This window comes from Nonomuraea sp. MTCD27 (genome assembly GCF_041950495.1).
GTDB lineage: Bacteria > Actinomycetota > Actinomycetes > Streptosporangiales > Streptosporangiaceae > Nonomuraea.
In genome coordinates this window covers 602,595-624,234 of sequence record NZ_JBGNUW010000004.1, presented here as the reverse complement: position 1 = coordinate 624,234, position 21,640 = coordinate 602,595, and the positions used below count along the sequence as shown (strand labels likewise).

The window sequence follows — 21,640 nt, the reverse complement described above, 5'->3', positions numbered from 1 at the left end:
CGAGAGGGGGTGACCGAACTACCTTCGGTCGCATGACCCCTGCGGAGAGCACACAGGCCGGCCTGATCCTCAAGGTCGCGACGCAGCTGTTCGCGGCGCTCGGTTACGACGGCACCTCGACGCGCCAGATCGCCGAGGCCGCCGGGCTGAACATCGCCACCGTCAACTATCACGTGGGCGGCAAGCGGGAGCTGTATCTCGCCGTCATGGAGGCCGCGCACCGGGCGGAGAAGGCGGCGCTGGAGACGGCGCTCGGCCGGCTGCCCGGCGACGACCCCGTGACCGCCATCCACCGGCTGGCCGACGACTACCTCGACTTCTGCGTGGACAACCCCGAGGTGCCCGCCCTGTGGATGCACCGCTGGCTCTCCGACGCCAGCGACATCACCGAGCTGGAGCGCCAGTACGTCCAGCCGCTGCTGTCGGCGGTGACCGGCGCGCTGCGCCCCGCCGTCGAGACCGGGCTGATCTCCGCCGACGTTGATCTCGAATACACCGTCTGGACGGTCATCTGGTCCGTGCACGGCTTCGCCAAGGGCGGGGTGCTCGACACCGAGGGCCGCCGCCGGGCCGCCGGCGACCGGGCCGCGCTGCGCCGCTTCCGCGCCCACCTGCACCTGACCCTGCACCGCACGCTCGGCCTGCCCGGCGACCCCCGGTGACCGCCGCGCGGCTGGGCCGGGACCGGCTGCTGGGCTACGGGATCGGCTCCGTCGGCACCGGCGTGTTCTCGGCGGTCCCCGGCCTGCTGCTCCTGTACTACCTGACCGACATGCTCGGCGTCCCCGCGGCCGTGGCGGGCGCCGTGCTGGTCGCGCCCAAGATCTGGGACGTGCTGCTCAACCCGCTGGTCGGCGCCGCCAGCGACCGCGAGGCCGTGCGGACGGGCCGCAGGACGCGGCTGCTGACGATCGGCTCGGTGACGTTGCCGGTGGCGTTCGCGCTGATGTTCGCGGTGCCGGGGGACGTCCCGGGGGCGGTCTGGGCGGGGGCGGCGTTCCTGGTCGCGGCCAGCGCGTTCGCCTGCTTCCAGGTGCCGTACGTGGCCCTGCCCGCCGAGATGTCGGCCGACCGGGGCGAGCGGACGCGGATCATGTCCTGGCGGGTGGTGTGCCTGACGGTCGGCATCCTGGTGGCCGGCGGGCTGGCCCCGGCCGTGGTCGATCTGGCGGGCGGGGGCCGGGCCGGGTACGCCGTGATGGGCGTGGCGATCGGCGCCGTCATGGCGGTGGCGCTGGCCGCCGCGACGCTGGCCACCCGCTGGGTGCCGTCCAGGCCGGGACCCCGGCCGCTCGGCCCGGTGGCCGCCTTCCGCCTGGCCAGGGGCAATCTGCCGTTCTTCGTGCTGCTGGCGGCCTTCGTGACGCAGGCGCTGGCCGTGGCGGTGATGCTGGCCGGAGCGCCGTACGTGGCCTCGTACCGGCTGGGCGACTACGGGCTGACCTCGGTGATGTTCGTGTGCCTGGTCGGCCCGAGCATGCTGGCCGTGCCCGGCTGGGCCTGGCTGGCGCGCGTCCACGGGCCCGTGCGCTGCTACCTGGCCGCCTCGCTCGGCTTCTGCGGCGTCGCGGTCGCGCTGATCCCGGCCATCTCGGCGGGTGGCCTGGCCGCGACGCTGGTGCTGACCGCGCTGGCCGGGGTCTGCTACGCGGCGCTGCAACTGCTGCCGCTGTCGATGCTGCCCGACACCGTGCACGCCGACGCCGCCCGCACGGGGCACGCGCAGGCCGGCGCGTTCACCGGGCTGTGGACGGCGGGCGAGACCGCCGGGCTGGCGCTCGGACCGGGACTGTTCGCGCTGGTGCTGTCCGTGTCCGGGTTCGCCTCGGCGCCGGTCGAGTCGCCGGTCGCCCAGCCGCCGGGCGCGCTGACCGGGGTGCTGCTCGGGTTCACGGCGCTGCCCGCCCTGCTCATGCTGATCAGCCTGCCGTTCGTCGTCCGGTACGGCCGGCTCGCCCCCACGAGGAACAAGGAGACCGTGTGAACCTGCCCCCGGCCGGGAGGACCGCCGAAGACCTGCTGGCGGAGGTGGCCCGGCTCAAGGAGCACGACCTGCCCGTGCGCGGCGGCCAGGTGACCGCCTACGTCTACGACACCGGGCGGGCCGAGGTGAACGACGCCGCGACCCGGGCGTACCTGGAGATGCTGGAGGTCAACTGCCTCGACCCGACCGCCTTCCCCAGCGTGGTCGAGATGGAGCGGCAGGTCGTCGGCGCGGTCGCGGACTTACTCGGCGGCGGCCACGGCATCTTCACCAGCGGCGGCACCGAGTCGATCATGCTGGCCGTGAAGGCCGCGCGCGACCTGGCCGGCCGGAACCGCCCGAACCTGGTGCTGCCGGTCACCGCCCACCCCGCCTTCCACAAGGCGGCGCACTATCTCGGGATCGAGGTGGTCGCCGTGCCGGTGGACCTGGAGACGTACAAGGTGCGGGCCCGCGACGTCGAGGAGGCGATCGGCGCCGACACCGTCCTGGTCGTGGCCTCCGCGCCGTCCTACCCGCAGGGCGTGATCGACCCCATCGAGGAGATCGGCGCCGTGGCCGCGGCGGCGGGCGTGCCGTTCCACGTGGACGCGTGCGTGGGCGGGTGGCTGCTGCCGTGGTTGCGGGCGGCGGGGGCGGCGATCCCGCCGTTCGACCTGTCCGTGCCCGGGGTCACGTCGATCTCCTGCGACCTGCACAAGTTCGGGTACGCGCCCAAGGGCGCCTCGGTCCTGCTCTTCGCCGATCCGGCGATGCGCCGCAAGGCGTACTTCGCCTCGGCCGCCTGGCCGGGCTACACGATCATCAACGCGACCGTGCAGAGCTCCCGGTCGGCGGGCCCGCTCGGCGGCGCCTGGGCCACGCTGCAGGCGCTGGGCCGCGAGGGCTACGTGGAGCTGGGCCGGGCCACCCTGGAGGCGGCGGACCGGCTGCGCGAGGGCATCGCGGCGATCCCCGGCCTGCGGGTGCTGGGGGCGCCGGAGTCGTCGCTGGTGGCGTTCGCAGGTGACGGGATCGACGTGTTCGTGCTGGCGGACGAGGCCCGGGCGCGGGGCTGGTTCCTGCAGCCGCAGCTCTCCTACGCCGGCATCCCGGCCAACCTGCACATCACGGTCACCGGGGTCACGCTGGCCGGGGTCGAGGCCATGCTGAAGGTGATCGCCGAGTCGGCCGCGGCCGCCCGCGAGCGCGGCCCCGCCGTGCTGCCCGACGGGCTGGTGGACCTGGTCGCGGGGCTGGACCTGGAGGCGCTGGACGACGCCACGTTCGCCGAGCTGAGCGCGTCGGTCGGGGTGGACCTGCGGCCGGGCGCCGGGCAACCGGAGATGGCGGTGGTCAACGCCGTCCTGGACGCGCTGCCCGCCGCCGCCCGGGAGGCGGTGCTGGTGCGGTTCCTGTCGGTGATCTACAGCCGCTGACCCTCCGATACGACGCCCGGGATCGTGCTATACATCCCGGATGGCGAAGTTCGGTGGGGCGGCATTGGGCCTCTTCCGCAAGGCGGCGCCCTGGTTCAGGAGCAGGGCGGCCCGCGGGGGCGGGCGGCGCGGCCCCCAGCTGCTGGCCGGGGTCGACGACGAGGCCGCCCGCTACGCGCTGCGGCGGCGCGGGCAGATCCCGCTGGTCGAGCTGCGTCCCCAGCGCGTCCACCTGCTGGAGGGCGGCAACACGCCGCTGACCGCGGCCCAGCAGACCGCCATGCGGGAGGGCCACCAGCAGATCGACCGCCTCCTGCGGGAGGCCGGCGGCCGGCCCCTCGGCAGGTACGAGACCAGGGTCGCCATGCGGCACGTGAACCCCACCGGCAACAAGCGGAACTGCGCGGAGGTCGCCCTGGCGGTGGACGACATCCTGGCCGGCCGCGCCGCCGTCGCCGGCGCCCGGGCCAGGGGCGTGCCGATCCCCCAGGCCCGCGGCGCCTACCAGGGCCTGGCCAGCGACCGGATGACGGGTTTGAGCTCCCTGGACGACGTGGAGCGCCTGATCGCGGCGAACCCCGGCGCCCGCGGCATCATCGTGGCGCGCGGCGGCGAGGGTGCGGGGCACGTCTACAACGTGGCCAACGTGGGCGGCCGGATGTCGTACCTGGACGGGCAGTTCATGCGCATGGCCGACACGAATCCGCACGCGGCCAGGTTCTCCCAGTACGATTTCTACCGGACGGGGTGACGGAGGACAGCGATGATCACCAGAGCGGAGGCCGAGCGGATCGTCCGCGACTACGTCGCCAGGGAGTTCGCTCCCGAGGAGGGCGAGGAGGAGTTCGCGGTCAACGACGAGGCCACGATCGAGCGCCCCTACGGCTGGCTGTTCGTCTACACCACCCTCTCCTACCTGCGCACCCGCGACCCCGAGGAAGGCGTGCTGGGCGCGGGGCCGCTGCTGGTCCTGCGGGAGGACGGCCGGGTCATCGAGTTCCCCTCCTACCACTCGCGCGAGTCGGCGCTGGCGGAGTACGAGAACGGGCTCGCCGGGGCCTGAGCCGGCCTCAGCCGCCCATGACGCCGTTCATGGCCACGGTGATGCACAGGTCGAGCAGCCTGCCGGTGATCTCCATGAGGATCGGGACCTGCAGCGTGGAGGCCCCCATCGTGGCCGGCGCCGCCGCCATCGCCTGGAAGAGCTGGATCGCGAGCTGGATCAGCTGGACGATGAAGTTGACCTTGAGCACCAGAACGATCGCGGCGCACACCATCAGCCCCAGACCGATGATGTCCGCGCCGGTCAGGCCGTCGAGCAGGTTCTTCTGCGGCGAGTCCGGGCCGTCCCACGCGTCGTGCGCGGCGGTGACGCTCGCGCCCTCCTGCACCGTCCAGGCCGTCGCCGCGAGCGCGCCGGCGGAGCCCGCCAGCCGGCCCACGTCACCGCTCATGCCGAGCCAGGCCAGGCCCATCCTGAGCAGCTTCTCCTCGTCGCTCATCGGCCATTGGCGGCCGGTCAGGTTCATGACCTTGGCCAGCCCGGCCGGCAGCTTCATCCCCATGGCGGCTACCCGAGCATCTTTCGCACGTTGTTGATCTCGACCACGGCCGCGTCCTCGCTGCGTTTCTGGTTGACGCCCGTCACCTGCAGCTTGCGGGCGTACGTTCCCATGTCACCCGTGTTGTCGCCGTAGGACTCGAACGCCATCTGGTGGATGGCCCCGTAGATCGTCCCGATGACGGCGCCCAGGTCGTCGGCGCCGAACGCGTCACCGTCGCCGGTGAGCTCCCGCTCGAAGGCGGCCAGGCGCGCCCGCAGCTCCTCCGCCGACGCCCCCACGCCCGTGGCGGCCCGGTGGGTGTCCGCCGGCCTGTACAAGATTCCTTCGGGGTCCACCGAACACCTCACTCCGGTCCCTGGATGCTGGTCATGATGTCGCGCAGCGCGCGGGTGGCGGCGTGCATCTGCGCGACGCCGGCGAGCTGCGTCTCGCGCGCGCGGCGGGCCACGTCCGCCAGGTCCACCGCGCCGGTGCCCTGGCGGCGCCGGGGCAGGTCCTCGAAGGCCGCGTTCATGGCCGCGCGCAGGTGGTCGCCCAGCTCGTACGAGCCCTCCGCCATGGCCTTCGGGTGGATCCGCACCGACTCCACCCGCCCGTCGGTCACCACCACGCGCACCCACCCCCTGGCGGCCTCGCCCTTTCCGCGTACGGGCTCCGCCAGGCCGTCCACCCCGGCCAGCGCGTCGTCGAGGTTGCGCCGCGTCAGGTCGAGGAGGTCCTCCAGGCCACGCGGACGGGGGTCGCCGGCCACGGAGGTCCGCTCGCGGATCCTGGCCATCGCCGAGGCGATCGACCGGGAGATGACGTCCATCTGGTAGAGGGCCTCGTCGCGGACCTGGTGCAGCGTCCTGGCCAGCTCGGCCAGATCGGGCACGTCGGCGGTGGGGCGGCCGAGGAGCTCGGCGATCGCCGCGTTGGCGGCCTCCCGCACCAGCTCGGCCAGCCTGTCAGGAGGCAGCCGCAGGAGGCGCGGATCGAGGCTGACGAGCTGGACGGCCCCGGCGCGGACGACCACGCGCACCCGCCCGTCCTCGGTCTCGCCGCGGGCCTCCGGCGCGTCCGGCACGCGCTCCGGGGGCGTCTCCCCGGCCCGTAACGACTCCACGCGCGCGAGCGTCTCGTCCATGTGGCGCTCGAGCTCCGCGTCGTCGAGTGGCTCCGGCACCGCGTGACTCACCCCCCAGGCTTGGACCCGACGAGGTTATCGCAGCGCGGTCATGGCGGTGACGTGGGGAAGATCGCCTCGACGCGGAACCCGCCGTCCTCCTGGACGCCGCTCTCCAGCGTGCCGCCGGCCACCGCCACCCGGCGCCGCAGGTCGAGCAGGTTCACCCCCGGGTCGTCGGCGGTGACCCAGGAGTCGGGCCGGGGAGCGGTGTTGCGGACGGCGATCCGCACGGAGCCGCGCGTGTAGCGGACCGTGACGCGCACCTCCGCGCCCGGCGCGTGCTTGCGCACGTTCGCGAGGGCCGCCTCGACCACCAGGTACGCGGTCCGCCCCACCACCCCCGAGACGGGCACCGGCGCTCCGTCCACCGCCAGCTCCGCCGGCACCCCGGCCCGGGCCGAGTCGATCACCAGCGGCCGCAGGTCGGGCATGGGCAGCCCCAGGTCGAACCCCTCGCCGGTGCCGCGCCGTAACAGCGCCACCATGTGGCGCAGCTCGTCCAGCGTCTCGGAGCCGGTCGCCCGGATGTCCTCGGCCGCCGCCCTGGCCCGGTCGTCAGCGGCGGTCAGGGCCAGCACGCCCGCCTGGAGCACCATCTTGCTGACCCGGTGGGTGACGACGTCGTGCAGCTCGCCCGCCAGCCGCTCGCGCTCCACCCGCTCGGAGCGCTCCACCAGCTCGGCGCGCAGGCGTTCCCTGGTGGCGGTGTAGAGGCCGTACACCACGGCGAGCGCGATGACCGCCTCGGTGCGGGCCACCAGCGGGAGCCGGTCGGGCAGGGACAGGACGGCGGCGGCGAGCACGATCACCGGCACCCACCGCGAGAGCGGGCGATGCCGCCCGGACGCGAACGCCATCGCGCCGTAGGCCGCGAACGCGCACACGGGCGGCCAGATCGGGGCGCCGGCGGAGGGAAGCGGAACGGCGGACGGGACGAGCGCCGACAACACCGGCAGCACGATCGCGGTGCCCGCGCCGACCCAGGCGACGACGATGGGCGCGCAGCGCATCCAGAGCACCGGCAGCGCCCCCGCCAGCAGGATCACCAGGCCCGGACCCGTATAGCCGGTCGCAGGCGTCAAGCCTGCCGCGACCAGGACCGCGATCGCGTCGACAGGTCGCGGGCGGGCACCGTCCACCGGTTCATCGTACGATCACCCGCCGTACGTGCCCACCCTTCCCCGGGTGGCCGATCAGAGCTCGGTGATCCGGACGGCGTCGGCGATGACGTATCCGGTGGTGGAGGTCCAGCGGCTCACCCCGACCACGTTGTAGGTCCCGGCGGCGAGCGGGAACGTGCCGATGCTCCGCCACGTCCCGCCCCCCGTGCGCTGGTCCACGGTGACGGTCTGGTTCCCGCCGGAGGCCGCCACGATGTACGGCGTCGCGCTGTTGTACCCGGCGTCGGCCGGATGCCACACCTCCACCCGGTAGTTCCCGGCGCTCGGGACGGCCGCCCTGAACCAGGCCGGATCGCTGGCCGCGACCGGCGGGGCGAAGCGGTAGTCCGCGCCGTGGAGCTGCGCCGAGTACGTGGAGGTGCCCCAGGCCGAGCCCGCGGCGAACCCGGCGTCCGCGTTGTCGATCACCACGCTGAACGGGCCGCCCCCGCCGGAGCCCGCGGCCTTGCCCGTGCTCGGGGCGCTCTCCTGGTGGGTCCGGTTGAGCGCGGTCACGTAGTAGGTGTACGCCGGCCCGCCGGCGGTCGTGTCGGTGAACGTCTTCTGCCTGGTCGTGGTGACCATGTTGCGGGCGTCGGCGAAGAAGCACGGGTCGGCCGCCGGCGGTGAGCCGTCCACCCGGTAGACCGCGTACGCCGTGGCCGAGCCCGTCCAGGCGAGCTGCACGCCGTTCGAGACCCGCGTCGCCGAGGTGATCGAGGGCGCGGCGGGGGCGGCGGCGGAGCCGCGGGCGGGCAGCAGCGCGGGCCTGGTGTAGTGGGCGTTGACGACCCTGGTGAAGGCGCCGATCCGGTCCGCCTTGACGTCCTTGGCGCTGAAGTAGATGTCGCCGGCCACCTCGGGATGTCGCCGGTTGTCGAAGAGGTGGTCGCTCAGCTCCGCCGGGTCCTGCCAGGCGGCGTCCTGCCCCGAGGCGCCCGCGCGGTAGGCGGCCTGGCCGATGACGAGCTGCACGCCGGTGCCCCGGACCACGTCGGCCCACCAGGCGGTGAGCACCTCGTAGGCGGCCGTGGAGAAGCCGATGTGCCAGTAGATCTGCGGGGCGAGGTAGTCCACCCAGCCCTGCTTCACCCACTGCCTGCTGTCGGCGTAGATCGCGTCGTACGACTGCAGCCCCGAGGTGGGCGAGCCGAGCGGGTCGGTGCCGGCGTTGCGCCAGATGCCGAACGGGCTGATGCCGAAGGACACGTGCGGCTTGGCGGCGTGGATGCGCTGGTCGAGCTCGCGTACCAGGAGGTTGACGTTCTCGCGGCGCCAGTCGGCGACGTTGCCGAACGAGCCGCCGTACCTGGCGTAGGTCGCGGAGTCGGGGATGGCCTGGCCGCTGACCGGATAGGGGTAGAAGTAGTCGTCGAGGTGCACGCCGTCCACGTCGTACCGGGAGACGGCGTCCATGATCGCGTCCTCGATGAAGTCGCGGACCTCCGGGATGCCCGGGTTGTAGTAGAGCTTGCCGCCGTAGGCGAAGCGCCAGTCGGGGTGCTGCCGCGCGGGGTGCGTGGCCACGAGCCTGGACGGGTCGTCGTGGTTGGCGATCCGGTACGGGTTGAACCAGGCGTGGAACTCCAGGTTCCGGGCGTGGGCCTCGTTGACCATGAAGGCCAGCGGGTCGTACCCGGGGTTGCCGCCCTGGGTGCCGGTCAGCCACTGCGACCACGGCTCGTACGGCGAGGGCCAGAACGCGTCGGCGGTCGGCCGGACCTGCACGACCACGGCGTTCATGCGCTTGGCCACGGCCAGGTCGAGCCAGGCCCGGAACTCGGCCTGCTGCGCCGACACGCTCAGGCCGGTGCGGCTGGGCCAGTCGATGTTGGCCACCGAGGAGATCCACATGGCTCTGAGCTGCCGCTTCGGCATGGCGGGATCTGTCGTGCAAGCGGCTGCGACGGCGGAGGTAGGGGCCACGATACTGACGAGTGCGGCGGTGAGCGCCGCCAGGACGGTACGCAGGAGCGCGGTCACGAAGGGAAGTTTCAGTGCATTCGCACGGAAGCGCAATAGTTTTCAGAAGTTCACGGGGACCTAATCTCCGGGACCCCTGACCGCGGGGCGAAAAGTTTCACCTAACTCCGCTGTAATGTCAATTATCGACATTAGTCAGAAGCTGCCATAGGTTGCACCCGTCACCTGTGAACGAGGAGCACCCCATGACTCTCGCCCGCACGCGATTAGCAGCCCTCGCCACCTCGATCCTCGCCATCCTCCTCATCGCCGCAGGCCAGCCCGCATGGTCCCAGGCCAAGGAGCCCCCGCTGCCCGCGGCCTTCGCCAAGGCGGCCGCCGCGCACGACGTACCCCGCGACCTGCTCGTCGCGCTCGCCTACGCCGAGACCCACCTCGACGGGCACGGCGGCGAGCCCAGCGCCAGCGGCGGCTACGGCGTGATGCACCTGGTCAGCAACCCCACCAACCACTCACTGGAGAAGGCCGCCGAGCTCACCGGGCTCACCGCCGACCGGCTCAAGGCCGACGACGAGGCCAACATCCTCGGCGGCGCGGCCGTGCTGCGCGCCCACGCCGACGGGCTGGGCCTCGACGAGACCGCCAGGAAGGACCTCGGCCGCTGGTACCAGGCCGTGGCCAAGTACGGCAACGCCGCCTCCCCCGAGCTGGCCCGCCTGTACGCCGACGCGGTCTACGAGCAGCTCGGCCTCGGCATCGACCTGCGCGGCGTGCAGGTCAAGCCGCAGGAGGTCACCGCCGACCGCGGCGCCCTCGCCAAGGCGCGCGACCTGAGCGCGCAGGCGGCGGTCGCCAGCCCCGACTACCCGCCGGCCGCCTGGGTCCCGGCCAGCACCAGCAACTACCGCGTCTCCAGCCGGGAGACCAGCTACAACATCGACCGGGTGGTCATCCACGTCACCCAGGGCTCGTACGCCGGGACGATCTCCTGGTTCCAGAACCCCAGCGCCCAGGTCTCCTCGCACTACGTGGTCAAGTCCTCCAGCGGCGCCATCACCCAGATGGTGCGCGACAAGGACGTCGCCTGGCACGCCGGGAACTCGACCTACAACAACCGGTCCATCGGCATCGAGCACGAGGGCTTCGTCAGCGACGCCTCGTGGTTCACCGACGCCATGTACCGGGCCTCGGCCGCCCTGACGCGCGCCCTGTGCGACAAGTACGGCATCCCCAAGACCCGGACCGGCATCATCGGCCACAACGAGGTCCCCGGCGCGACCCACACCGACCCGGGCCCGCACTGGAACTGGACCACGTACATGAACTACGTGACCGGTGGCGGCACCCCGACGTGGAGCACCACGGTCGACAACGCCACGGCCGGCCAGTTCACCGCCGGCGCCAACTGGGGCACCTCCACCTACTCCAGCCAGCGCCACGGTGCCGACTACCGCTTCGCCGACCCGGTCGCGGCCAGTGACCCGGCCTGGTTCTCGGCCACGATCCCCAGCGCGGGGACGTACCAGGTCGAGGTCTGGTATCCGGCCGATCCCGGGTACAACAGCTCGGCGCCGTACATCGTGGCGACGTCGAGCGGCAACCAGACCGTCTACGTCGACCAGCGCTCCGGCGGTGGAGCCTGGCGCAGCATCGGCACGTTCGCCCTCAACGCGGGCACGTACAACGTGGTCGGCGTGAGCCGGTGGACCTCGGGCACCGGCTACGTCATCGCCGACGCGGTGCGCATCAGCAGGTAGCCCATCCCCCACGACGGCCCGCGCCCGACCCCCCTCCCGGGCGCGGGCCGTCCGCTGCGCCGTAGGTGGTACGTGCGGCGTCCCGCCACGGGTTCGATCCGATGCCGACCGGGACGCGTCCCCCTTCCACGCGGCCCGCGGACCCTACGCTCTGGCCACAAGGCGATCCCCACTGCGCTGGAGGCCTCCATGTCCGAGGCGGTGTTACCGGCGGACACCCGCCACGACGACGCCATGGCCGCCGGACAGCGGTCCGGGGTGCTCCGGCCGGCCTACGCGACCGCGGCGCGGCACCTGATCCGGCTCGTGGCCCCCGCCCTGCTGGTGTTCGTGCCGGTCGGCCTGCTGTCCCTGCTGGGGCTGGCGCTCGTCGTGGACGGGTCGGCGGCGCTGGTCAACGGCGCGTTCGAGCTGATCGGCGCGCCGGGCCGGCCGCTGGCGGTGTGGACGGCGGGCACGTTGCTCGCCTCGCTGGCAGCGCAGGCCGTCGTCATGCCCGCCACCGTCGTGCTCGCCGCCGGGCTGCTGGCCGGCCGGCCCGTCAGCACGTCCGCGGCGCTGCGGGCCGCGGTCCGGTGCCTGCCCGCGATCCTGGGGCTCACGCTGCTGGGCGTCGTGGTGTTCGCGGCGATCGTGGCGGCCGGGGCGGCCACGCTGCTGTGGGACGGGGAACTGCTGGGGTCGTTCGCCGTGATGGTCCCGCTGACGCTGCTCGCGATCCCGTGCCTGCTGGCGGTGCCGATCGTGGCCCTGGAGGGCCGGCCCGCGGGAGGCGCGCTCAAGCGTGCGTACGTGCTGGCGTGCGCGCGCGGGCACGGGACGGGCGGTTTCTGGTCGAGCGCGGTCACGCTGGCCTTCGGCGTGCTGGTCCTCCCCGCCCTGGTCCAGCAGGGCGCGCAGTGGGCGGCGTCCGGGAACCAGCTCGCGCGGGGCCTGGCGGGCTCCGTCCTGGGGCTGGTCGTCCCCGCGTTCCAGGCGACGGTGATCGCCCGCCTGTTCCTGCACCGCCTGGCGCTCCGGGGCGGGACCGCCGAGTACGGGCAGGTCGTCGAGGGCCTGCCCGGGAGCGGGCCGGGCCCGGCCAGGCCGGCCTCGGTGCTGGGGGCGCTGCTGGTGCCCGGCCTGCTCTACGGCGGCACGATGCTGGTCAACCCGCTCGGCTGGCTGGAGACCATCGAAACGGTCGTCACCGCCACCTGGAGCCGCGACCGGGGCCCGGAGATCCAGGCGGACGGCCGGCCGCGACCGACTCTCGGCGGATGGGACCTGCAGGCCGTGCACGCGGGCGAGGGCGCGCGCACGGTCATGCTCATGGACTCATCCGCCGAGGCCAAACTGCTCACGTGCGCCGACAGCACCTGTGACCGTACCCGGTACGCCTGGGCCGAGCCGGCCGGCGTCGACGGGGACCCGCGGGCGGCCGTCGCCCGGCTGGTCGGCGGGCGGCTCGTCGTGGCGACGTGGGCGCAGGAGGGGAACAAGCTCGAGGACGACGACTGGCGCGCCCGGCTCGGGCTGCTGATGTGCGACGCGGCCGGCTGCGTCCCGGCTCCTGGCGGCAAGCCCCTCGCGGAGGCGACGCACGCCACGGACGACCGGCTCGTGGCGCTGGCGCCGGGGCGCTACGGCGGCCTGGTGGTCGCCCACGTGCGCGGGCTGCCGTGGCGGGAGGGCGAGGAGGACCAGGAGGTGCTCTCCATCACCACCTGCGAGGACCCGGCCTGCACCAGCCCGCGCACGAAGGAGGTCGCCAGGCTCCCCTCCCGCACCTCGGTCTACCAGGACCGCGGCCTCGCCGTCGCCGCCGGCCCGCTCGACCGCCCCTCCGTCGTCCGCTTCGACGGCGACACCGGCTCGATCACCGTGATCACCTGCGCGGACTCCGACTGCGCGCGGCCCCGTGTGGAGCGGCCCGTCCACGGCGGCCGGCCCTGGCGCCGCGACGACCACGACAACCAGTCGGGCGCGACCATGCTCCTCCGGGAGGACACCCGGCCGCTGATCGCCTACCGGGACTCGGCCGACGGATCGATCAGGCTGCTCGACTGCCGCAACCCGGAGTGCTCGCAGGCCGACACCGTCGTGCTGTCCGCGCCCGGCCTGGATCACGCGGCGCCGGCCATGGTGCTGGACCGGGACGGGCGGGCCCTGGTGGCCTACCAGGACCTCGACCGCGAGCGGCTCGTCGTCGCCGCCTGCACGGGCACGCGCTGCACGCACACCCCGGTGGCGAAGATGCGCCATTACGCGGGCCACGGCCTGGCCATGGCGCTGAACGGCGAGGGGCGTCCGGTGATCGCGTGGATGGACGGCAGCCCGTACGGGGGCGAATGGCACCTCGTCGTGACCACCCCGCTCAACCTCCCTTCATGACGTGCGCCGCAGTAGGGTTTCGCGGACACAGAGGAGGACGGCTTGTCGCGATCAGCCCTGGTTGCCTGGTCAGGTGCCCTTGGTGCCGCTGCCTACCCGACGTGGGCGGCGTGGAGGGACGGGCCGGGATACGGGTGGTTCTCCTACTGCCCGGCGTCGGTCCTCCAGCCGCTCGGCGTGTGGGACCGGATCATGGAGCCGCTCCTCCTGCCGCTGCGCGCGGATGCGTTCGCGGTGGTGTGGCTGTCGCTGATCGCGGCCGTCCCCGTGTTCGTGGTGCTGATGGCGCCGGCCTGGCGGCGGTCGGGGACGACGGGGCGGCGCTCGGCGGCGATCCTCGCGTCGCTCGCCGTGCTCCTGCCGCTCAGCCTGCCGTACTACGACGCTGAGGCCTGTGCCGAGGTGCGGGTGTTCAGCGGCAGGTGGTTCGCGGAAGTGGTGAGCCATCTCGGGACGGGCACGAGCGTGGCCCTCCTGGGTGCCGCCCTGCTGGTGCTGCTCGCCACCCGGACCACGGGCCCGGCCGAGGAGAGGCCCGCCGGGGTGGCGGTGCGGCGGGTGTCGGCCTTTCTCCTCTGCTACTGGACCGTTGCCGTGTTCCTGCTGGTCAGCGGCATCATGCCGATGGACTTCGTGAGCGCCGGCCTGCTGGCCTGGCTCAGCATGGTCTTCGGTCCCTGGCCGCTGTTCGGGCTGGTGGCGGTCCTCGCTCTCCTCGTGGCGGTGCTGCGTCGGCTGCGGGTGCCGCGCTGACGCGGGTCAGGCCGTGGCGCCGCCGTCGATCACGTGGTCGGCGCCGACGACGAAGCTCGACTCCGGCGACGACAGCCACAGCGCCGCGGCGGCGATCTCCTCCGGGGTGGCCACGCGGCCGATCGGCAGCGCGCCCCTCATGCGGTCGTCCCGGTCCTGCGGCGTCTCGCCGGGCCGCATGGACATGGGCGAGTCGATCGGGCCGGGGCTGATGGCGTTGACGCGGACGCCGTCGGCGATGTGGTCGCGGGCGGCCGTGCGGGTCAGGTGGCTCACCGCGGCCTTCGAGGCGGCGTACGCGCCCGCCCCCGCCAGGCGCCAGTGCGCCCCCAGGTTGGAGGCCACGTTGACGACGGCGCCGCCCCCGTGCGCCCGCATGTGGGCGATCTCGTGCTTCATCGACAGGAACACGCCCTTGAGGTTGACCGCGAGCACGTCGTCCCAGGTGTCCTCGTCGTAGTCGGCCAGCGGCGCCACCTGGCCGAAGATCCCGGCCGCGTTGAGCGCCACGTCGAGCCCGCCGTACCGGGAGACCGCCGCCTCGACCATGGCGGCGACCTCGGCCGAGCGGGTGATGTCCACGGTGAACGCGCTCACCCGCCCGCCGTTCTCCTCGGCCAGCTTCACGACCTCGGCCAGGCGGTGCGCGTCGCGCCCCGCGACGAGCACCGCCGCGCCTTCCCGCGCGTACGCCAGCGCCGCCGCCCGCCCCACGACCCCGCTCGCGCCCGTGACGAGCGCGACCTTGCCGGCAAAACGTCCAGTCATAATTCCATACCAATCGTTCTCAAATCACGACAGCTGTCATGGCCTGTTCGACCGCGTCCCGCAACCTGCGCGGGTCCGGGTCGGCCCGGCCGAGCACCCTGAGCCCCTGCAGCAGCACGAGCAGGAACCGGGCCAGCGCGTACGGGTCCTTGCCCGCCTGCAACTCCCCCTGGGCGCGCGCCCTGACCAGCGCCCCGGCCAGCGCCGTCTCCAGCCCCGCCCAGCTCTCCGTCACCTTGCGGGACACCTCCGCGTCGCGCGTGGCGAACTCCACGGCCGTGTTGACCACCATGCAGCCCCGCCGCAGCTCGTCGGCCAGGCATTCGGCCACGTAGGAGTCGAGGAAGGCGCGGATGGCGGGCAGCGCCGGGCCCGGCTGGGCCAGCGGCGCGACCACATCGCGCTGCTGGAGGTAACGCTCCAGCGCCTTCAGGTACAGCTCGCGCTTGCCGCCGAAGGTCGCGTAGATGCTCGCCCGCGCGATTCCGAGGCGCTCCACGAGGTCGGCCATCGACGTCGCCTCGTAGCCCTGCTCCCAGAACAGCTCCAGCGCCTGCTGCAGCGCCGCGTCCGGATCGAACTCCTTGGTCCTGGCCATGGTCGTGAACGCTAGCAGTATCGAGAACGATCGGTCAATAAAATTACTTCACGGCCCCGCGCAGCACGCCCGATATCACCCAGCGCTGGGCGAACAGGTAGACGAGCAGCGCCGGGGCCAGGGCCATCAGGTAGGAGGCGAAGGCCGTGGTGTAGTCGGTGCTGAACTGGCTCTGGAAGACGTACTGGACCAGCGGGAGGGTCCTGGCGCTCGGGCTGGACAGCACCACCAGCGGCAGCAGGAAGTCGTTCCACGCCCACAGGAACGTCAGGATGCCCACGGTGGCGTTCATGGGGGCGAGCAGCGGGAAGATCACCTTCCAGAAGACCGTCCACGTGCCCGCGCCGTCCGTGCGGGCCGCCTCCTCCAGGGCCCGCGGGATCGACTTGATGTACCCCACGTAGAGGAAGATGTTGAAGGCCAGGCCGTAGACGACGTACAGCAGGATCAGGCCTGCCTGGTTGTCCAGGCGCAGCAGCGAGGTCTGCTTGATGACCGGCAGCATGATGATCGGGAACGGCACGAACAGGGCCGAGACGAAGTAGAAGTACAGGCCCTTGAACAGGCGGCGGTGCAGGTTGCGGGCGATGGCGTAGGCCACCAGCGAGTTGGTCAGCAGCGTCAGGACCACGGCGCCGACGGTGACCAGGGCGCTGTTCAGGGCGGCCCGCGGGTAGTTCGTCAGGTGCCAGGCGTCGGCGAAGTTGCTCCAGCGGGGGTCGGCGGGCAGGCCGAAGCCCGCGCCCGCGAGTTCGGCCGGCTCCTTCAGCGCGGTGACCACGGTGAAGTACAGCGGGACGAGCACGGTCAGCGCGCAGGCCGCCATCAGGGCGGTCAGCCAGGGGTTGGTGTGTCGCATCAGGCGCTCATTTCGCGGCGTTGCAGGACGCGGAGCTGGAAGGCGGAGACGGCGACGATGACGAGGAAGTACACGATGGCGTTGGCCGTCTGGTACGCGTACTCGCCGCCCTCCAGGCCACCGCTGTAGATGAGCAGGGAGACCGACGTGGTCGCGGTGCCGGGGCCGCCGTTGGTGAGGGCCACGATGTGGTCGAAGACCTGCAGGAAGTTCTTCAGCGACAGCACCATGTTGATCGTGAAGAACGGCGCGATCAGCGGGAAGACGATCGACCTGAACTGCCGCCACGAGCCCGCGCCGTCGATCGTGGCGGCCTCCCGCACGTCGTCGGAGATCGTCTGCAGCCCGGCGAGATAGATGATGATGTTGAACGCGGCGGCCTGCCAGACGGCCACGGCGACGATGCCGAGCCAGGCCAGCCCGGGGTCGGCCAGGAGGTTCGTGCTCAGCGCATCGATGCCGAGCGCCTGGGCGACGGCCGGGATCGAGTTGGCGAACAGGTAGTTGAAGATGTAGCCGATGATGAGGATGGCCAGCACGTTCGGGATGAAGAAGATCCCGCGCAGCGCGGTGCGGAAGCGGATGCGCGCGTTGAGCCCGAGCGCGATGGCCAGGGCCAGGGCGTTGGTCAGCACGGTGGCCACGACGGCGAACCGGAAGGTGAACAGGTAGGCGTCGAGGATCCGGTCGTCCCTGAGGAGGTTCACGTAGTTGCGCAGGCCGACGAATCCGTACGTGCCGTACCCCGGGGAGTCGGTGAGGCTGTAGTAGAAGCCCTGGAGGACGGGCACGGTGTGGAAGACCAGGAACAGGACCAGGGCCGGCAGGACCATCCAGTAGTAGGCGCGGGAGGTCGTCATGAGGTGCTCCGGGCGGCGACCTTGTCCCACTCGCGGTCGAGGTCGCGTAACAGGCGGGCCTGGTCACCGTCGATCAGGAACTGCTGCAGGAGCTGCTCCAGCGGGATCGCCAGCGGGATGTGGTGGTCGGCGTAGCCGGTGAGCCGTCCCTCCTCGAAATACGGCATCAGCCCGGCCAGCGCGGGGTCGCCGGAGGCGGCGTCCTCGATCGGCGGCACGGCGCGCTGCTCCCGCGCGTAGGCGGTCATCACCTCCGGCCGCAGGAGGTGCTCGATGAAGGCCAGCGACTCCCGAGGGTGCTCCGGCTCGCGGGGCATGGTGAGCGCCACGTCCACGCCCGAGACCAGCCGGGTGGCCGCGGGGTCGCCGGTCGCGGGCAGGGCGAACGTGCCGATCTCGAAGCGGGGGCCGGAGGTGGCGATGGCCGGGAGGGCGAAGCTGCCCTGCAGGTACATGGCCGCCTTGCCCTGGGCGAAGGCGAGGTTGCCGTCCTCGTACGTCCGGGAGTGCCGGTCCGGCTGGGTGAACCCGAACAGCTCCCGTAACTTGGCCGCCACCGCCGGATACGCGGCGGCGAACGAGGTCCGCCCGGCCGCGCGCCGCGCGAAGAAGTCGGGCGGCGCCGCGTTCGCGGCCAGCGCGTTGAAGGCGGGCAGCACCGTCCACGCGTCCGCCAGCGTCCCGTAGAACGGCGTGACCCCGGCGGCCTGGAACGTCCTGGCCGCGGCGACCACCTCCGGCCAGGTGGTCGGCGGCCGCACGCCGTGCCGCTCGAACAGGTCCTTGTTGTAGATGACGCCGTTGCCGTTGGAGGCGAACGGCATCCCGTTGCGCTCCCCCGCCCGGTGCACGCCCAGGTCGTCGAGGATGCGCTGGATGGGCGGGGAGACGCGGGACGGGGTACCGGAGAAGTCGTAGAACACCCCGGCCGAGGCCAGCTCGCCGAAGACGCCGTTGCCGTTCAGCGCCATCACGTCGGGGACGTCGTCCTTGACCAGCCTGGCCCTGATGGCGCTCTCGGCCGTGGGCGTGTGGTTCTGCACGACGTGGATGCCGGGGTTCGCGGCCTCGAAGTCCCTGATGATCCGGTCGAAGGTCTCGATCGCTTCCGGCTTGAACTGGAAGAACTCCAGCGTGACCCGCGTGTCCGCGGGCTGCGCGGCACAGGCGGTGATGAGCAGCACCCCGGCCACGAAGAGGGCGGTCCGCTTCATGACCGGGTCGCTGCCCCGTCAACGCCCGGTCATGTCTCCCGGCCGCCATCCGGCTATCTGGGTGTGAGGACCCACCGCCAGGCGCCGTCCTTGTCGCTCTTACGGTTGGCGGCGAGCTGGGTCATCCTGGAGCCGTCCACGCTGACGAGCACCAGCCCGTTGTCGAACTCGTCCTCGCACTCGCCGGCGCAGCCCAGCGCGAGGACGTTGTCGTTGTCCGCCCAGGCGTGCAGTTGCAGCACCCGTTGCCGGCCGGCGACCCTGCCGGTCGCGACCTCGGTGATCTCCGTCGGCAGGCCGTCCCGGCCCAGGACCAGCCGGCCGTCGGGCGAGGTGGCCGAGATCCGCGAGTAACCGACGTACCGCTGGTCCTGGGGGGCCTCCCGCCGCCGGCCGTCGAGGGTGAGGAAGATCCGGTCCGGGTCGGTGTCCGTGGGCGTCCAGATCATCGTGCCGTCCAGGCTCCAGCCCAGGTCCTGGCGACCGTTCAGGTTGTAGGGCGGCAACGCGTGATAGTCGGCCGTCCCCGCCCGCACGTCGACGATGTAGTAGCCGATGCGCGGGCTCCCGCCCCGCGGTGGCGCCGCCTGGTCGCCCTTGCCTTCGAGGAGGTCGGGGTAGCGGGAGTAGGCGGTGGCCAGGATCCTGGTGCCGTCGGGGGACCAGGCCACGGACCCCACGGGGTGCTCCAGGTCGATCCAGGTGAGCATCCGGCGGGTGTTCAGGTCGAGCACGCCCAGCCGCCTGCTGATCAGGTCGCCTTCGAGCACGGCCGCCACCTGGAGCCCTGGGGCGACGTCCACCCAGGCGTACGGGGTCTCCTCGTAGCCGCCGGTGCGCGGGTCGTACAGGGACCAGGTCCGCCGTACGCGCTGCTCGGTCTCCGAGATCTCCTCTCGCCGGGTCACGTAGTACGCCGACACGGCCATGCCCCCCGCGGCGATCAGCTTGGCCGGCGGGCTGTTCCCGGTGTCGGTCCGCACGTCCGTCGGGGCGGGCGACGGCCGGGCCGGCAGCGTGATGCCGGTGGCCGGGACGACGACGCGCTCCGGCTCCCGCCGGCCGCCGACGAACACGGCGACGGCCACGATCATCACCGCCACCAGCACCGCCGCTCCCACGGGCTTCCAGGCACGCCTCCGTAGCGCCCGGTCGGCCAGGTCGTGCGGCACCCTGGCCTCGCCGGCCCATTCCTCCAGCGTGTCGCGCAGCAGTCGGGTCACCTGGCCACCTCCAGTGCCTGTGCCAGCTCGGGGGCGATCTCGCGCAGCCTGGCCAGGGACCGGTGCGCGGTGCTCCTGACCGTGCCGACGGAGCAGCCCAGCATCCGGGCGACCTCCTGCTCGGGCAGATCCTCGAAATACCGCAGCACCAGCACCGCGCGCTGGCGGGCGGTGAGCCTGGCCAGGGCGGCGCGCAGCACCATGCGCAGCTCGCTCTGGTGGTGCGCGTCGCGCTCCTCGCGCTCGGGCGGGCTCGCCTGCACCACCTCACCGCGCCGCACGCTCGCCCGCCACCAGCTGACCTGCTGCCGGTACATGATCTGCCGGGCGTACGCCTCCGGCGCCTGCACCCGCCGCCACTTGCTCACCAGCCTCGCCAGCGCGGTCTGCACCAGGTCTTCGGCCGCGTGCTGGTCACCACCGGTGAGCAGGAACCCGAGCCGCATGAGGGCAGGCGAACGCGCCGCGACGAACTCGCGGAACCGTTGCTCGTCCGCGGCGTCCACGGTCACCTCCAGGGGGATCGACATCACCCTCTCAGACGCCCCCCGCGGCTCCCGCTATGCGCCGCCTACCGCATCAGATCAGGATCGCCTTCGTCCGGCCCGGCCTGCCTGGGCACCTCCAGCAGCCCGAGGGTGTCCTGCTCGCCCCTCCGGGTGATCACCTCGTTGATCGCCTCGGTCAGCTCCTGCCTGTCGTAGGCGCCCTCGGGCAGCTCGTTGAGGTGCGTCAGCAGGTCGGCCGGCAGGCCCACGTGCCGCGAGACCTGCGAGTAGACCTCCCTCATCGCGACCCGCTCGCGCCCCTGGAACGCCTCGTCGATGGCCTGCTGCAACTCGTCGAGCACCGCATGATCCGTCATCGTCATCCTCCCCTAGGTCCGGTGAGCAGGTCTTCGGCCTGCTCCATCACCATGTCCACCGAGACGTCGCGTACCCATGACACGTCGTGCGGGCAGCGCTCGGCGCCCGGAGCCACGCCGCCGGCGCCGCAGCGCGGGCAGGCCGTGGTCCAGGAGATCAGCGGCCGGTGCGCGGTCCTGCTGAGCGGGCCGGCGTTGATCAGGTTGCCGCACCAGTAGACGGCGACGGTGGGGGTTCCGACGGCCGCGGCCAGGTGGCGCGGGCCGGTGTCGTTGGCGATCAGCAGGTCGCAGCGCTCGTACAGGGCGGCGAGGGCGCCGATGCCGAGCGTGCCGACGACGGGGATCGCCGGCCGGCGCATCGCGGCGATCACGCCTGTCACCAGGTGCTCCTCCTCGCGCGTACCGGTCACGGCCACGGGACGGCCCGTGCGGTCGGCCACCTCGGCGAAGCGCTCCACCGGCCAGCGCCGCCGGGGATCGGTCGCGCCCGGGTGCACGGCCACCAGCCCGCGCGGCGGCTCCCCGAGCGCGCGGGCCAGCTCGGCGCGGTCCTCGGCGGTGACCGCCACCCGCGCCTCCAGCCCGCCGCCCACCGCGCCGACCAGCGCGGCGACCTGGAGGAAGCGGAGGGTCTCGTGGTGATAGTCGGTGTACGGCACCCAGCGGTCCAGGCTCTCCGCCCCCGGGGCGCGCATCCCGGCGGTCACCCTGGCGCCCAGCCGGCGCATGAACGGGTTGGAGAACCGCCCGCCCCCGTGGATCTGCACGGCCAGGTCGAACCCGCGCCCCCGCAGCTCCTCGCACAGCCCGTCGGGCGCCGCATGCCCGGCCTCCGGCGTGGAGACGCCGGTGATCGGCGGCAGCGCCACCACGTCGTCCACCGGCCCCGGCCGTCCCGTGAGGAACTCGGCGTGCCAGGCGGTGCCCAGCAGCGTCAGGTGCGCGCCGGGGTAGGCCCGCTTGAGCGCCTCCAGCGCCGGCACGGCCATGAGGTAGTCGCCGAGCGCGTTGGCCCGCAGCACCGCGATCCGGCGTACGCCGCCGACCAGCGCCTCCAGGGCGGGACCGTCCCTGGCCGGCACGAGCACATCGAGATCTGAAGGGCCGCGCATAGCGGCCTGGCTACCCAGGGATCTCCTGTCCGTAACT

General features: G+C 72.8%; 22 protein-coding genes. 8 read left to right on the top strand and 14 right to left on the bottom strand.

Annotation, left to right across the window (positions count from 1 at the left end; translation table 11 throughout):
* Positions 1 to 32: 32 nt before the first annotated feature.
* Genes ACBJ59_RS15135 through ACBJ59_RS15115 form a run of 5 tightly spaced genes read left to right on the top strand, consistent with a single transcriptional unit; the run spans position 33 to position 4,465 of the window.
* Positions 33 to 662 (top strand): TetR/AcrR family transcriptional regulator, encoded by a 630-nt coding sequence (locus ACBJ59_RS15135; RefSeq protein WP_375110790.1) that lies wholly within the window; start codon positions 33 to 35, stop codon positions 660 to 662.
* A complete protein-coding gene (locus ACBJ59_RS15130) occupies positions 659 to 1,984 on the top strand; it encodes an MFS transporter (RefSeq protein WP_375110789.1) in 1,326 nt (441 codons plus the stop codon). Before ACBJ59_RS15135 ends, ACBJ59_RS15130 begins: the two co-directional genes overlap by 4 nt.
* The gene (locus ACBJ59_RS15125) at positions 1,981 to 3,402 is read left to right on the top strand and encodes a pyridoxal phosphate-dependent decarboxylase family protein (protein ID WP_375110788.1); all 1,422 of its coding nucleotides are present in this window, start codon (positions 1,981 to 1,983) and stop codon (positions 3,400 to 3,402) included. Before ACBJ59_RS15130 ends, ACBJ59_RS15125 begins: the two co-directional genes overlap by 4 nt.
* A 40-nt stretch (positions 3,403 to 3,442) precedes the next feature.
* Positions 3,443 to 4,153: a toxin glutamine deamidase domain-containing protein gene (locus ACBJ59_RS15120; RefSeq protein ID WP_375110787.1), complete on the top strand. Its 711-nt coding sequence runs from the start codon at positions 3,443 to 3,445 to the stop codon at positions 4,151 to 4,153.
* Positions 4,154 to 4,165: 12 nt separating this feature from the next.
* Complete coding sequence (locus ACBJ59_RS15115) at positions 4,166 to 4,465, top strand: YrhB domain-containing protein (protein WP_364114083.1); 300 nt, start codon at positions 4,166 to 4,168, stop codon at positions 4,463 to 4,465.
* 7 nt (positions 4,466 to 4,472) lie between these two features.
* Here the strand turns inward: ACBJ59_RS15115 and ACBJ59_RS15110 are convergent, their stop codons facing one another.
* Genes ACBJ59_RS15110 through ACBJ59_RS15090 form a run of 5 tightly spaced genes read right to left on the bottom strand, consistent with a single transcriptional unit; the run spans position 4,473 to position 9,278 of the window.
* Complete coding sequence (locus ACBJ59_RS15110; protein ID WP_375110786.1) at positions 4,473 to 4,967, bottom strand: hypothetical protein; 495 nt, start codon at positions 4,965 to 4,967, stop codon at positions 4,473 to 4,475.
* A 5-nt stretch (positions 4,968 to 4,972) separates the two neighbouring features.
* Positions 4,973 to 5,284 (bottom strand): hypothetical protein, encoded by a 312-nt coding sequence (locus ACBJ59_RS15105; RefSeq protein ID WP_375110784.1) that lies wholly within the window; start codon positions 5,282 to 5,284, stop codon positions 4,973 to 4,975.
* A 26-nt stretch (positions 5,285 to 5,310) separates the two neighbouring features.
* Positions 5,311 to 6,132 (bottom strand): hypothetical protein, encoded by an 822-nt coding sequence (locus ACBJ59_RS15100; RefSeq protein ID WP_375110783.1) that lies wholly within the window; start codon positions 6,130 to 6,132, stop codon positions 5,311 to 5,313.
* A 50-nt stretch (positions 6,133 to 6,182) separates the two neighbouring features.
* Positions 6,183 to 7,274 (bottom strand): sensor histidine kinase, encoded by a 1,092-nt coding sequence (locus ACBJ59_RS15095; RefSeq protein WP_375110782.1) that lies wholly within the window; start codon positions 7,272 to 7,274, stop codon positions 6,183 to 6,185.
* A 54-nt stretch (positions 7,275 to 7,328) separates the two neighbouring features.
* Positions 7,329 to 9,278: a family 10 glycosylhydrolase gene (locus ACBJ59_RS15090; RefSeq protein WP_375110781.1), complete on the bottom strand. Its 1,950-nt coding sequence runs from the start codon at positions 9,276 to 9,278 to the stop codon at positions 7,329 to 7,331.
* A gap of 185 nt (positions 9,279 to 9,463) precedes the next feature.
* Here ACBJ59_RS15090 and ACBJ59_RS15085 point away from each other — a divergent pair, with 185 nt between their 5' ends.
* The 3 genes from ACBJ59_RS15085 (at position 9,464) to ACBJ59_RS15075 (ending at position 14,101) form a co-directional block, all read left to right on the top strand.
* The gene (locus ACBJ59_RS15085) at positions 9,464 to 10,975 is read left to right on the top strand and encodes an N-acetylmuramoyl-L-alanine amidase (RefSeq protein ID WP_375110780.1); all 1,512 of its coding nucleotides are present in this window, start codon (positions 9,464 to 9,466) and stop codon (positions 10,973 to 10,975) included.
* A 189-nt stretch (positions 10,976 to 11,164) separates the two neighbouring features.
* The gene (locus ACBJ59_RS15080; RefSeq protein WP_375110779.1) at positions 11,165 to 13,348 is read left to right on the top strand and encodes a hypothetical protein; all 2,184 of its coding nucleotides are present in this window, start codon (positions 11,165 to 11,167) and stop codon (positions 13,346 to 13,348) included.
* Between the two features lie 42 nt (positions 13,349 to 13,390).
* On the top strand, positions 13,391 to 14,101 hold the full coding sequence (locus ACBJ59_RS15075; protein ID WP_375110777.1) for a hypothetical protein: 711 nt from the start codon (positions 13,391 to 13,393) through the stop codon (positions 14,099 to 14,101).
* Positions 14,102 to 14,107: 6 nt separating this feature from the next.
* On the opposite strand, the gene ACBJ59_RS15070 is transcribed toward ACBJ59_RS15075, so the two are convergent.
* The 9 genes from ACBJ59_RS15070 to ACBJ59_RS15030 are packed head-to-tail and all read right to left on the bottom strand — an operon-like array spanning position 14,108 to position 21,603.
* Positions 14,108 to 14,869, bottom strand: coding sequence for an SDR family NAD(P)-dependent oxidoreductase (locus ACBJ59_RS15070; protein WP_375110776.1), 762 nt, complete (start codon positions 14,867 to 14,869; stop codon positions 14,108 to 14,110).
* 19 nt (positions 14,870 to 14,888) lie between these two features.
* A complete protein-coding gene (locus ACBJ59_RS15065) occupies positions 14,889 to 15,467 on the bottom strand; it encodes a TetR/AcrR family transcriptional regulator (RefSeq protein ID WP_375110775.1) in 579 nt (192 codons plus the stop codon).
* A gap of 43 nt (positions 15,468 to 15,510) precedes the next feature.
* Positions 15,511 to 16,326: a carbohydrate ABC transporter permease gene (locus ACBJ59_RS15060; RefSeq protein ID WP_375110774.1), complete on the bottom strand. Its 816-nt coding sequence runs from the start codon at positions 16,324 to 16,326 to the stop codon at positions 15,511 to 15,513.
* The gene (locus ACBJ59_RS15055; RefSeq protein WP_375110773.1) at positions 16,326 to 17,186 is read right to left on the bottom strand and encodes a carbohydrate ABC transporter permease; all 861 of its coding nucleotides are present in this window, start codon (positions 17,184 to 17,186) and stop codon (positions 16,326 to 16,328) included. The genes ACBJ59_RS15060 and ACBJ59_RS15055 overlap by 1 nt, the downstream gene beginning before the upstream one ends.
* Complete coding sequence (locus ACBJ59_RS15050) at positions 17,183 to 18,400, bottom strand: ABC transporter substrate-binding protein (RefSeq protein WP_375110772.1); 1,218 nt, start codon at positions 18,398 to 18,400, stop codon at positions 17,183 to 17,185. Before ACBJ59_RS15050 ends, ACBJ59_RS15055 begins: the two co-directional genes overlap by 4 nt.
* A gap of 53 nt (positions 18,401 to 18,453) precedes the next feature.
* Positions 18,454 to 19,623 carry a hypothetical protein gene (locus tag ACBJ59_RS15045; RefSeq protein ID WP_375110771.1) on the bottom strand — a complete coding sequence of 390 codons (1,170 nt, stop codon included), beginning with the start codon at positions 19,621 to 19,623 and terminating at the stop codon, positions 18,454 to 18,456.
* Entirely contained in the window at positions 19,620 to 20,153 is a 534-nt protein-coding gene (locus ACBJ59_RS15040) for a SigE family RNA polymerase sigma factor (RefSeq protein WP_375110770.1), read from the bottom strand. The genes ACBJ59_RS15045 and ACBJ59_RS15040 overlap by 4 nt, the downstream gene beginning before the upstream one ends.
* 41 nt (positions 20,154 to 20,194) lie before the next feature.
* Positions 20,195 to 20,488, bottom strand: a complete 294-nt coding sequence (locus ACBJ59_RS15035; RefSeq protein ID WP_375110769.1) for a hypothetical protein — start codon at positions 20,486 to 20,488, stop codon at positions 20,195 to 20,197.
* Positions 20,489 to 20,490: 2 nt separating this feature from the next.
* Positions 20,491 to 21,603 (bottom strand): glycosyltransferase family 9 protein, encoded by a 1,113-nt coding sequence (locus ACBJ59_RS15030; RefSeq protein WP_375110768.1) that lies wholly within the window; start codon positions 21,601 to 21,603, stop codon positions 20,491 to 20,493.
* Positions 21,604 to 21,640 lie beyond the last annotated feature (37 nt).